Source organism: Pseudomonas sp. BN417, from assembly GCF_029871205.1.
Lineage (GTDB): Bacteria > Pseudomonadota > Gammaproteobacteria > Pseudomonadales > Pseudomonadaceae > Metapseudomonas.
This window is the reverse complement of sequence record NZ_SSOJ01000073.1, coordinates 26,002-38,360: the sequence shown is the minus strand read 5'-3', so window position 1 is coordinate 38,360 and position 12,359 is coordinate 26,002. Positions and strand designations below refer to the sequence as shown.

The 12,359-nt window shown below is 64.0% G+C and carries 9 protein-coding genes; 2 read left to right on the top strand and 7 right to left on the bottom strand.

The features are described 5' to 3' along the window. Positions 1 to 818, bottom strand: an 818-nt coding sequence (locus tag E8F11_RS08265) for a GAF domain-containing protein (protein ID WP_280288357.1), incomplete at its 3' end; no start/stop codon positions are given. 347 nt (positions 819 to 1,165) lie between these two features. On the opposite strand from E8F11_RS08265, the gene E8F11_RS08260 reads away from it, so the two are divergent. Further along, complete coding sequence (locus tag E8F11_RS08260; protein WP_280288356.1) at positions 1,166 to 2,686, top strand: aldehyde dehydrogenase family protein; 1,521 nt, start codon at positions 1,166 to 1,168, stop codon at positions 2,684 to 2,686. Between the two features lie 398 nt (positions 2,687 to 3,084). On the opposite strand, the gene E8F11_RS08255 is transcribed toward E8F11_RS08260, so the two are convergent. From E8F11_RS08255 to serC, 6 genes are all read right to left on the bottom strand, one after another. After that, positions 3,085 to 4,137 (bottom strand): AraC family transcriptional regulator, encoded by a 1,053-nt coding sequence (locus tag E8F11_RS08255; RefSeq protein ID WP_280288355.1) that lies wholly within the window; start codon positions 4,135 to 4,137, stop codon positions 3,085 to 3,087. Between the two features lie 739 nt (positions 4,138 to 4,876). Further along, positions 4,877 to 6,142, bottom strand: a complete 1,266-nt coding sequence (glyA, locus tag E8F11_RS08250) for a serine hydroxymethyltransferase (RefSeq protein ID WP_280288354.1) — start codon at positions 6,140 to 6,142, stop codon at positions 4,877 to 4,879. A 46-nt stretch (positions 6,143 to 6,188) separates the two neighbouring features. Further along, complete coding sequence (locus E8F11_RS08245; RefSeq protein WP_280288353.1) at positions 6,189 to 7,361, bottom strand: aspartate aminotransferase family protein; 1,173 nt, start codon at positions 7,359 to 7,361, stop codon at positions 6,189 to 6,191. A 25-nt stretch (positions 7,362 to 7,386) separates the two neighbouring features. Further along, positions 7,387 to 8,241 (bottom strand): YggS family pyridoxal phosphate-dependent enzyme, encoded by an 855-nt coding sequence (locus E8F11_RS08240; RefSeq protein ID WP_280288352.1) that lies wholly within the window; start codon positions 8,239 to 8,241, stop codon positions 7,387 to 7,389. After that, entirely contained in the window at positions 8,238 to 9,485 is a 1,248-nt protein-coding gene (locus E8F11_RS08235) for a benzoate/H(+) symporter BenE family transporter (RefSeq protein WP_280288351.1), read from the bottom strand. The genes E8F11_RS08240 and E8F11_RS08235 overlap by 4 nt, the downstream gene beginning before the upstream one ends. Before the next feature lie 128 nt (positions 9,486 to 9,613). Beyond that, entirely contained in the window at positions 9,614 to 10,696 is a 1,083-nt protein-coding gene (serC, locus tag E8F11_RS08230; protein ID WP_280288350.1) for a 3-phosphoserine/phosphohydroxythreonine transaminase, read from the bottom strand. A gap of 133 nt (positions 10,697 to 10,829) precedes the next feature. Between serC and E8F11_RS08225 the strand changes: the two genes are divergently transcribed. Next, positions 10,830 to 12,332 (top strand): PLP-dependent aminotransferase family protein, encoded by a 1,503-nt coding sequence (locus tag E8F11_RS08225; RefSeq protein ID WP_280288349.1) that lies wholly within the window; start codon positions 10,830 to 10,832, stop codon positions 12,330 to 12,332. The last annotated feature ends 27 nt before the right edge of the window (positions 12,333 to 12,359 follow it).

The following is a 12,359-nucleotide window of genomic DNA, read 5'->3' as shown; positions in this document are numbered from 1 at the left end:
AAGAAGGCTTCCACCGGCTGGCCGAGCAACTGCTCGCGGAAGCAGCCGAGCAGGTTGATCGCGCTCTGGTTGACTGCACGAATGCGCCCTTCGCCGTCGAAGGCCAGCAGCCCTTCGCTGAACAGGCCGACGTACTCGGCCTGCAGGTGGAAACGCAGCAGCCATTCGCCTTCGAAGCGGCGCAGGAAGTAGCAGCTCTCGATCATCTTGGCCGAGAGGTTGACCAACGCCATGGTGTGGAACTGGCTCTGGCGCGACATGTCATGCCGCGCGGAGGACACGTCGAGCACCGCCATCAGGTCGCCCTGGGGATCGAACACCGGGCTGGCGGAACAGGTGAGGCCGGTGTGACGGCTGCGGAAGTGTTCGTCCTGGTGGATGGTCAGCGCCTGACGCTCCACCACGCAGGTGCCGATGCCGTTGGTGCCTTCGCTGGACTCGCTCCAGTCGGCGCCGAGCCAGAGCCCGGCGCGTTCGAAAGTCGGCCGCTCGGCATGGGCGGTGACGCAGTTGAGGATGACGCCGCGGGCGTCGGTGAGCAGCACCGCGTGCCCGGCTCCGGAGAGCTGCCGGTAGAGGTTGTTCATCTCGCCGCTGGCGATCTCCAGCACTTGCTGCATGCGCTCGCGGCATTCAAGCATGCGCCCGTGCTCCAGCACCGTCGGCGCCACCGGCAAAGCCGGGTCGAGGTGGTAATCCTCCAGGCAGCGCAGCCAGGAACGGGCGATCGAAGGGTCGGCAGCCGGCCCGCTGGCCTGCGCCTTGCCCTGTGCCAGGGTCAGCACCTGTTGGGCGTGACGGCTGTGAGGGTTCTGCATTGTTGTTCTTCTCCAGTGCGGGCCTCCGGGAGGCAGCCCGGGCCGTGGCGCGGCACCCGCATCGCCGCAGCATCCCCCAGCGTGCAGTCCTTTGCAATGGCCCGCTGACCCGCCGGTCACCCGCTGTGCCATTTGCGTGACAAAGTGTCACCCTGGTTTGTACCGGCCTTGCGACAGCCCACCGCGGGCCGCCCGCATCATATAGCGGAGAACCGCTCTGGCACGGCACTCCTGGCACTTTGGCCCAGGCCTTGCTCAGGAGATACAAACGCCACCGAGAGCCTGTTCACGATCTCGCGAGCAGGCAAGCGTTCTCTCCAACAAACACAAGAGCCAGGAGAAACACCATGCGTTACGCCCAACCCGGTACCCCCGGCGCTGTCGTTTCCTTCAAGTCTCGTTACGGCAACTACATCGGCGGCGAGTTCGTCGCGCCGGTCAAGGGTCAGTACTTCACCAATACTTCCCCGGTGAATGGCCAGCCCATCGCCGAATTCCCCCGCTCCACCGCCGAGGACGTCGAGAAGGCGCTGGACGCCGCCCATGCCGCCGCCGATGCCTGGGGCAAGACCTCGGTCCAGGACCGCTCCAACGTCCTGCTGAAGATCGCCGACCGCATCGAACAGAACCTCGAAGTCCTCGCCGTCACCGAAACCTGGGACAACGGCAAGGCCGTGCGCGAAACCCTCAACGCCGACATCCCGCTGGCCGTCGACCACTTCCGCTACTTCGCCGGCTGCATCCGCGCCCAGGAAGGCGGTGCCGCCGAGATCAACGAGAACACCGTCGCCTACCACATCCACGAGCCGCTGGGCGTGGTCGGCCAGATCATCCCCTGGAACTTCCCGCTGCTGATGGCCGCCTGGAAGCTGGCCCCGGCCCTGGCCGCCGGCAACTGCGTGGTGCTCAAGCCCGCCGAGCAGACCCCGCTGGGCATCACCGTGCTGATGGAGCTGATCGGCGACCTGCTGCCGGCCGGCGTGCTCAACGTGGTGCAAGGCTTCGGCAAGGAAGCGGGCGAGGCCCTGGCCACCAGCAAGCGTATCGCCAAGATCGCCTTCACCGGCTCGACTCCAGTCGGCTCGCACATCCTCAAGTGCGCGGCGGAGAACATCATCCCCTCCACCGTGGAGCTGGGCGGCAAGAGCCCGAACATCTACTTCGAAGACATCATGCAGGCCGAACCGGCCTTCATCGAAAAAGCCGCCGAAGGCCTGGTGCTGGCCTTCTTCAACCAGGGTGAGGTCTGCACCTGCCCGTCCCGCGCCCTGGTGCAAGAATCCATCTACCCGGCCTTCATGGCCGAGGTGATGAAGAAGGTCAAGGCCATCAAGCGTGGCGACCCGCTAGACACCGAGACCATGGTCGGCGCCCAGGCCTCCCAGCAGCAGTTCGAGAAGATCCTCTCCTACCTCGACATCGCCCAGCAGGAAGGCGCGGAAGTGCTCACCGGCGGCGCCGTGGAGAAACTGGAAGGCAACCTGGCCAGCGGTTACTACATCCAGCCAACCCTGCTCAAGGGCCACAACAAGATGCGCGTGTTCCAGGAGGAAATCTTCGGCCCGGTGGTGGGCGTCACCACCTTCAAGGACGAAGCCGAAGCCCTGGCAATCGCCAACGACACCGAGTTCGGCCTCGGCGCCGGCCTCTGGACCCGCGACATCAACCGCGCCTACCGCATGGGCCGCGGCATCAAGGCCGGCCGCGTGTGGACCAACTGCTACCACCTGTACCCGGCCCACGCCGCCTTCGGTGGCTACAAGAAATCCGGCGTCGGCCGCGAAACCCACAAGATGATGCTCGACCACTACCAGCAGACCAAGAACCTGCTGGTGAGCTACGACGTCAATCCGCTGGGCTTCTTCTGATCCACGCCTGGTAACGAAAAACGCGGCCTCGGCCGCGTTTTTTGTTGTCTGGATGACTGCCATTACTTGTGGGAGCGAATTCATTCGCGAAGGGATGCGCAGCGTCCCCCGGCAAGTCCGAAAGCCGGTCCTGCGGACCGGTCAGCGATTGAAATCGCCCCCACAAAAAAGCCGCAGCCTGGAAACACTTGCGGCCCACGGCGGGACTCGAACCCTGGGGGGGGCGAATTCATTCGCTGAGCAGGCCGAAGGTCTGCCCCCGAGCCTTGCAGGGGACTCCTGCGCAAGCGATTGGATTTCCCCGGGCTTCATCCGGGCTACCGATTGGTGGGACATGCGTTTGTAGGAGCGAATTTATTCGCGAATGAATTCGCTCCTACAGGGGGTTATCCCAGGGATCAGCGCTCGTCACCCCGCCACTGCCTCGGGCTCACCCCGAACCAGCGGCGGAAGGCGCGGGAGAAGGCGCTGGTTTCGGAGTAGCCGAGCAGGGGCGCCAGTTCGGAAATCGGCCGCTGGCGCTGGCGCAGGTAGTGCAGCGCCAGCTCGCGGCGGGTCTGTTCCACCAGCTGGCTGAAGCTGAGGTTCTCCTCGCGCAGGCGGCGCTGCAATCCCGCCGGGGTCAGCTCCAGGCGCTCGGCGATCTGCTCCAGGCTGGGCTCGCCCAGGGCCAGGGCGAGGCGGATCTGGGTGCCCGCCTCTTCCAGCAGGCTCGGTCGCATGTCCTGCTCCCCCAGCCTGCGGATCACGTCCTGGACCAGGAACAGCAGGTTAGGATCGCGTTCCGGCATGGCCTTGCCGTGCACATCGCCCTTGGGAACCAGCAGGAAGTTGCAGGGCCGGCCGAACTGCACCGGCGCGCCGAAGGCCTGGCCGTGCTCCTGCCAGCCCTCGGGGCGCTCGTGTTCGAAGGCCACCGCGCGCGGCGTCCACTCGGCACCCAGGACATGGCGCATCAGGTTGAATGCCATGCCCATGGTCAGCTCGGCGTCCTGGCGGCGGTCGAGGATGGCGCCGTGGCGGACCTGGTAGTCGAAGCGGTAGCACTCGCCGCAATCCACCAGGCGGATTAACGTGCTGTGCTGGTGATAGGGAAAGGCGGCGGCGAAGTTCTTCAGTGCCTCTTCCAGGGTGTCCGAGCAGAGTCCGACGTAACCCAGCAGACCCAGCGCGCGGGGCTGGAACTGCTGGCCATAGCGCAGACCGAAGTTGTCGCAGCCCGATTGCCGGGCGGCTTCCTCCAGCACCTGGCAGTAGTTGGGCAGGGCCAGGCTCAGCGTGGGGTGGAGCAACTGCTCCGGGTCGATGCCGGCACGGCCGAAGACCAGGTCCAGGTCGCCGCCCTGGTCGGTGATGAAGCGATCGAGGCCGCTGGCAGCCGCCGACAGCACGCCGACGTTGTTCACCGCAGGTGCCTGCAGGCCGACACTGGAAAACAGGGGCTGGTTCATCACGGGCTACCGAGTCTTTTTTTGATCACGCATTCAAGCAAAACCCATGCCCCTTGAGCGGCCGCGCGAATACGGGTCAGAGCGCCCATGAATAGGGGATTTCCGAGCCATCTGCGTGCACGCCATCGAGCCGTGCCCCGTGCCGGGGCGGGGCCGGTGGGGTGATGGGTAACAGTCTGGGGATGGGCACGGCGCGACACTCGTTCTCCCCCTCTCCCGGTGGGAGGGGGAGTCAGATCGCGCAATGTGGCGCAACTGGAAATCGAAGCGGAAGCACCAACCGCAATTCATCAGGCGAATCAGTGTGCCGTGCTGGTGTTAGGGGAAGGTGGTCGCGAAGTTCTTCCGCGCCTTCTCCAGGGTGCTCGAGAACAGCCCGACGTAGCCGAGCAACTCCTGGTCGCGGGACTGGATGTTGCCCATAGCGCAGCCCGAAGTTGTCGCAGCCGGACCGACGCGCGGCGTCTTCCAGCAACTGGCGCTAATTGGTCAGAGCCAGGCTCAGGGTGGGATGCAGCGGTTGCTCCGGGCTGATGCCTGCCAATCAGTCCGGTTTTATTCTATCCATCCCAGCATCCAGTTCCTGTTCACACAGCAGTTGCGTAGCAACGGCATAAGACTGGGTGGCAAATGTGGTTGGCGTATCCACGTCGGTAAATGCCTCCTGGAAGCTGCTGTTTCCACACTGCTCGCAGACAGCCTCTGGGCCGGCAATAAGCCGCACCCGAGGGATAACGAGTCAACGGTATACCGGATGGCGGCGGCACAGCGCCGCTACCTGTTCACGCACCTGTTGCGTCACCTGCTCGCTGCCACCCGACTCCAGGACATCCAGCACGTCGCACAGCCAGCCTGTCAACTGCTCGCAATCGTCCACGCCAAAGCCGCGAGTGGTCACCGCCGGGGTGCCGATGCGCAAGCCGGACGTCACGAATGGCGAACGCGGGTCGTTGGGCACCGAGTTCTTGTTGGCGGTGATGCAGGCGTTGCTCAGCGCCGCATCGGCTTCCTTGCCGGTGTATGGCTTGTCGGAAAGGTCTATGAGCATCATGTGGTTGTCGGTACCACCGGAGACAATCTTGTAACCGCGCTTTTGCAGCACCGCCGCCATGGCCCTGGCGTTGACCACTGTCTGCTGCTGGTAGGTCTTGAACGCTGGCGCCAGGGCTTCCTTGAAGGCCACCGCCTTAGCAGCGATCTGGTGCATCAGCGGGCCGCCCTGGACCCCTGGGAACACCGCCGAATCGAGCTGCTTGTAGAAGGTCTCGTCTTGGCCCGTGGCCAGGATCAGCCCACCGCGTGGACCGCGCAGCGTTTTGTGGGTGGTACTGGTGACGACATGGGCGTGCGGCAGAGGATTCGGGTACTCGCCCGCCGCCACCAGGCCGGCGACGTGGGCCATGTCGACCCAGAAGATGGCCCCGATCTTGTCGGCGATGGCGCGCATGCGTGCCCAGTCCTTGTAACGCGAGTAAGCCGAAAAACCGCCGATAAGCATCTTCGGTCGGGTCTCTAGGGCAATGCGCTCCATCTCGTCGTAGTTGATCAGCCCAGTCTCGGGGTCGAGGCCGTAGGGGACGATCTTGTAGTGGCGGCCAGAGAAGTTGGACGGGTTGCCATGGGTAAGGTGGCCGCCCTGGGCAAGGTTCATGCCCATCACAGTATCACCGGGGTTGATCAGTGCCAGGAATACGGCAGCGTTGGCCTGGGCGCCGGCATGCGGTTGAACGTTGGCATAGTCGCAGTCAAACAGCTGCTTGACCCGTTCGATAGCCAGGCGCTCAGCCACGTCGACATACTCGCAACCGCTGTAGTAGCGCTTGCCCGGATAGCCTTCGGCGTACTTGTTGGTGAACACCGAGTTCTGCACTTTCATGACCAGGGGACTGGCGTAGTTCTCAGAGGCGATGAGCTCGACGTGATCTTCCTGGCGGTGTTCTTCGCCGCGAATGGCCTCGCACAGCTCGGCATCGAAATCGTTGAGGCTCAGGGATGAGTCGTACATGACGATAGGTCCTGTAGTGGGGAAATTACCTTGCTGCCAGTGCCAGCTACGCCAGCAACCGGGTGATGCGCTCGACGATGTCGTCGATCTGCGCTTCATCGCAAATCAGCGGCGGCAGCAGGCGAACAGTGGTGCCGCGGGTGACGGTGACCAACAGTCGCTGTTCGTCCCTTGCACGGCCGACCAGCTCAACGCAGTTGCGGTTCAGCTCAATTCCGACCATCAGGCCCAGGCCGCGCACCGCAAGCACTTCGGGATGGTTGCCGAGGGCTTCCTGCAAGCCTGCCAGCAGGCGCCGGCCGAGGCTGGCGGCACGTTGCGGGCTGCGCTCTCGCTCCATGATGTTGAGCACCGTGCAGCCAACCCGGCAGGCCAGCGGATTGCCTCCGAAGGTCGAGGCATGGTGGCCCGGGGAAAACAGCTCGGCCGCCTTGTCACGCGCCAGGCAAGCCCCGATCGGGAAGCCATTGCCCAGGGCCTTGGCCAAGGTCATCACGTCAGGCACGATCCCGGCATGCTGGAAGCCGAACCACTCGCCGGTGCGTCCCATGCCGGTCTGCACTTCATCGGTCATCAGCAACCAGTCGTGCTGGTTGCACAGTTGACGCAAAGCCTGCAAGTAAGCGGCGGATGCCGGGTGCACCCCGCCCTCGCCCTGCACCGGCTCGACCAGCACGGCGACGATGTCGGGTGACTGCGCGGCGGCGTTGCGCACGGCTTCGATGTCGTTGTAGGGCACCCGCAAAAAGCCCGGCATCAAGGGTTCGAAACCGCGCCGTACAGCCGGGTTGCCGGTGGCGGCCAGGGTCGCGAGGGTACGTCCGTGAAAACTGTTTTCCGTCACCAGGATCTGAGGCTGGGCGACCTGCCTGGCGTTGGCGTGCAAGCGGGCCAGCTTGAGCGCGGCCTCGTTGGCCTCGGCGCCCGAGTTGCAGAAGAATGCTCGCTTCATGCCCGAGAGACCGCACAGTCGCTGGCCCAGTTGCTCCTGCCACGGGATACGGAACATGTTGGTGGTGTGCAGCAATTGGCCGGCCTGGTCGGCAATGGCCGCGGCGATCTCGGGGTTGGCATGACCCAGACTGGTTACCGCCACGCCGGCGATTGCGTCCAGATACTCGACCCCTTGCGTGTCCCACAGGCGCGCGCCCTCGCCTCGGGCGAACGAGACAGGCTGACGTGCATAGGTCTGCATGAGGTACGAGGGTGATGAGGTCACGGCATTCCTTCCAGTAGGTCACGGATCAAAAGCATTCATGGATTGTTGATGGTGGTTGCTCATCTCTGGCGGGAGAGGCATCCGCCGTAGGCCAGTAATAGGCATCGGGCATGGCCCGGGCGCCAAAGATGGCCTGACCAACGCGCACGACGGTGGCGCCCTCTTCAATGGCGACCTCGAAATCACCGGACATGCCCATCGACAGCTCGTCCAGGCTGATTGCGGCCGGTGCATGCTGGCGCAGGCGCTCGCGCAGCTCACGCAGCAGCACGAAACAGGGGCGCACCCGGGCGACATCGGCAGAGAACAACGCCAGGGTCATCAGGCCACGCACGCGCAGCGCGCTGAACGCGGGCAGCGCCTGCAGGAATCCGGCAACGTGCTCGGGAGCCAGACCGTACTTGCTGGCCTCGCCGGAAGTGTTTACCTGGACGAACGCATCCAGTTGCCGGCCTTCGGCTTGAAGGCGGCGGTCCAGCGCCTCGGCCACGCGCAGGCTGTCCAGAGCCTGAAACTCGGAAGCAAAGCGCGCCACCTGCTTGGCCTTGTTGGTCTGCAGGTGACCGATGACCGACCAGCGCAGGTCGCTCAGATCGGCCATGGCGTGCGCTTTGCGCTGGGCATCCTGCACCCTGTTCTCGCCCAGCAGCCGACAGCCGGCAGCGTAGGCCAGGCGCAAGCGGGCTTCGTCAAAGGTTTTGCTCACCGGCAACAGACGCACGCTCGCCGGGTCGCGACCGACGCGCCGACAAGCATCGGCGATACGCTGCTGGACGGCGGACAGGTTGCGGCGAAAGTCCTCGACGCTATTGGCTTGCGGGTAACGCCCGTGCCGCTCGTGCAGGGTCTGGGGGGCGGCCTGTTCGAGAAGGCTGCTCATCCGTTGGTGGCTCCTTTGCGGGCAGTCGCATCGGCGACGTTAGTGGCAGGCTGACGACGTGGCAGGCGACCGTTGAGCACGGCATAGGCCAGCAGGCCGATCAGCAGCCCCCAGAACGCCCCACCGATACCGAACAAGGTGATATTGGCGGCGGCGGCCAGGAAGGTGATCAGTGAAGCCTCGCGGGACTTGGCATCCGCCATGGCACTGGCCAGGCTACCGCCTATAGTGCCCAGCAGAGCCAGCCCGGCCAGGGTGGTGATGAATGTTGCCGGGAAGGCCATGAACACTGCGGCCAGGGTCACACCGAAGATCCCCACCAGGATGTAGAACACCCCCGCGGCAATCCCGGCTATCCAACGTTTGGAAGGTTCTTCGTGGGCTTCCTTGCCGGTACAGATCGCGGCGGTAATCGCGGCGATATTGAATGCGTGGGAGCCGAACGGGGCCATCAACAACGAACCAAGGCCGGTGACCGTGACGATCGGGTTGGCACTGGTGCGGAAGCCGTCGTTACGCAGCACCAGCATGCCCGGCATGTACTGGCCGGTCAGGGTAATCAGAAAGAGTGGCAACGCAACGCTGAGCAAGGCATTTAGCGAGAACACCGGCATAGTGAACACCGGCGCGGCCAACTGCAGCTGCAACCCTGACAGATCCACCCGCCCCTGGGTCAGCAAGAAGGCCACGCCCAATACCAGGATGCCGACCACGGCATAGCGCGCGGTAAATCGCTTGAGCACCACGTAGGCGACAATCAGCAGGCCGCCCAGCAGCGGGTCGATGCTCACGCCGCCAAAGGCGCCAATGCCAAACTGCAGCAGGATGCCGGCGAGCAGCCCGGCGGACACCCCGGATGGGATCAGTCGGATGACCTTCTCGAAATAGCCGGACAAACCCAGTAACACGAACGCCGCAGCGGAGATCAGGTAAGCGCCGACCGCTTCTGCGTAGGGCGTGGTGGCAAGGGCGACCACCAGAAATGCCGCTGCGGGAGTCGACCAGGCGGTAATGATCGGCTCGCGGGAAATCCAGCTGAGGAGCAACCCGGTAACGCCCACGCCAATCGACACCGACCATACCCACGAGGCCGTGAGTTCTGGGCTCAACCCTGCCACCTTGGCGGCCTGAAACACCAGAATGAAGGTACCGCCATAGTTGACGATGACCGAAATCAGCCCGGCGACGATCGGATGAGTCAAATCGCTCAGGTGCAGAGAGGCTCTGGGTGCTGAAGAAGACATGGTTTGCTTGCTCCTTGCAAAGCGGGGTGCACGGCCCCAGGTGGAAGCTGACTTATAGAGCCGCAATGGCTTGTCTAGCCCCTACACTTTCGCCTTAATGACCAGACCACTTACTGGACCACTCCGGCCTAACCGTGTACCTGGGCGAAGTCCTTCATGAAGTCACTCAGGGCCTGCACCGCTTGCAGCGTCACCGCGTTGTAGAGGCTGGCCCTGACGCCGCCGACCGAGGCATGCCCCTTGAGCCCCATGAGCCCGGACTGTTCGGCCAGGCGCAGGAAGGCCGGCTCCAGCGCCGGGTCGGCGAGCACGAAGGGTACGTTGTTGATCGAACGAAACGGCGCCTCCACACGGTTGCGGTAGAAACCGCCGCTGTCGTCGATGGTGCGGTAGAGCAGCTCGGCCTTGGTCTGGTTGAGCTGGTGGATACTGGCGATGCCGCCGCGTCGCAGCACCCACTTCAGGGTCAGGCCAGTGAGGTACCAGGGGAACGTCGACGGCGTATTGAGCATCGACTCGGCCTTGGCGATCCTCGCATAGTCGAGAATCTCCGGTGTCAGCGCCAGGGCGCGGCCGAGCAACGCCTCATCGACGATCACCACGGTCAAACCCGCCGCGCCCATGTTCTTCTGCGCCGCAGCGTAGATCAGGCCATGCCTGGCAACATCGATGGGCTTGGACAGCAGGCTCGAACAGGCATCGCATACCAAGGGCACGCAAGCGTCCGGCACGTCGGCGAACTGAGCGCCGTGCACGGTTTCGTTTTCGGTGTAGTGCAGGTAGGCGGCATTGGGGTTGAGGTTGTAGTCGGCCGCGCACGGGATGCGATCGAAACCCGAAGCCTTGCTGCTGGCCGCAACACGCACGTCACAGTAGCGCTGGGCGGCCTGGATGGCCTTGCCCGACCACAACCCAGTATGCAGGTAGTCGGCCGTGCCTTTGTCGCCCAGCAGGTTCATCGGCACCTGGGCGAACTGCATCGAAGCGCCGCCCTGAACGAACAGGACCTTGTATTGGCTGGGCACCTGCAAAATTGCCCGCAGGTCCTGTTCGGCCTGATGGCCGAGCTCCATGAACACCTCGGAGCGATGACTGATTTCCATCACCGACATGCCGGTGCCAGCGAAGTCGAAGAACTCTTCATGGGCTTGCTGAAGTACTTCGAGAGGCAGCGCGGTGGGGCCTGCGCTGAAGTTGTGAGACCTTGCCATACCGTTATCAACCCTGATCAATCGCGCCATTACGGCATAAGAGCGCCGCGCGAGAACGCATTGGCGACGAACAGAGTCTATGGATAGACTGGCCTGCCGTTGCAGGCCATTTTGTGCGATCAGGGCAGACCACATGGCAAAGACCTTCGAGCTCGAAACACTGAAAATCCGGCTTAACGATGCCGAGTTCCAGCTGCTCGACCTGCACCAACGGATCCAGCGCGCCCTGCGGGTGCTGATCCTCGACGGTGCCCTTGACCCGGGCCTCAAGCTGCCAGCCACCCGCGCCCTGGCCAAGTCGCTGGGGGTTGCCCGCGACACCGTGGAGAACGCCTACGTGCAACTGCACCGGGACGGCTTCATCGTGCGCCGCAAAGGCTCAGGCAGCTATGTGTCGGAAACGGTGGGCACCGAGCTGCGTGGCGCAACGCGCCGGCGCATGAACCCGCCAGGCAGCCGGCGCAATGTGCTTGCTTCACCCGGGCCGGGCTTGAGCCGCCGCGGGCAGATGATCTTTGACAGTGGCGGCGTCAGCGACCAGCAGGTGATCAAGGCCTTTGCCACGGGCCTCCCGGAAACCCGCACCTTCCCCACCGATGTCTGGGAGCGCTTGCAGCGCCAGGCCATGAAGGACTACCGCGCCAATGTACTGTTGCATGGCGACCCCCAAGGCGCCGAGCCGCTGCGCAAGGCCATTGCCACCTACCTGAACCTGGAGCGTGGGGCCAAGTGTTCCCCCGACCAGATCCTGGTGCTGAGCAGTACCCGTCAGGCACTATTTCTCTGTGCCCAGCTACTGGTGGACGCTGGCAAGCCGATTCTGCTGGAAAACCCCGGCTACTTCGGAGCCAGAAAATCGTTCGAGACCGCCGAGACCAAGGTCGTGCCCATCAATGTGGATGCCCTGGGAATCCGCACCGACCTGCTGTCGACCGACCGCAGCGGCGCCAATTGCGTGTATGTAACGCCGTCGCACCAGTACCCCACGGGCGCAACCTTACATCTGGAGCGGCGCTTCGAACTGATCAACTGGGCCGCCGAGCGTGGCAAGTGGATCATCGAGGACGACTACGACAGCGAATTCCACTACGACGGCCTGCCGACTGCCTGCGTCCAGGGTTTGGACAAGTACCAGCGGACAATCTATCTGGGCACCTTCAGCAAGACCCTCTACCCGGGCCTGCGCATGGGCTATATGGTCCTGCCCTACGAGTTGATCAAACCCTTCACCTTTGCACGTAGCATCATGGACGGGCATACGCCGCAGATCCTCCAATTGACCCTGGCGCGCTTCATGGAAGATGGGCACTACAACTCACACGTGCGAGCCATGCGCAAGCTCTATGCCGGGCGCCGCTCGATCATGCTCGACGCCATCACCAAACACCTGGAGGGCATCGTCACGGCGCTGCGCCCACAAGGTGGGCTGCAGATTCCCTGCTTTCTGGCCGACGGTTGGTCGGAAGAACAGACGATCCGCCAGGCCGCCAGCGCCGGCGTGCAACTGCCGGGGCTGAGCCGGCTGTACGCCGGCGCGGAAAAGAAACAAGGCTGGTTGCTGGGCTACTCGTCCCTGACCGCCCATGAGATAGAAGCGGCGATGCTGCGCCTGGCCAACGCCCTAACCCGCAAGTAGCTCAGGCCATGGCGCCCCTTGCCCGAC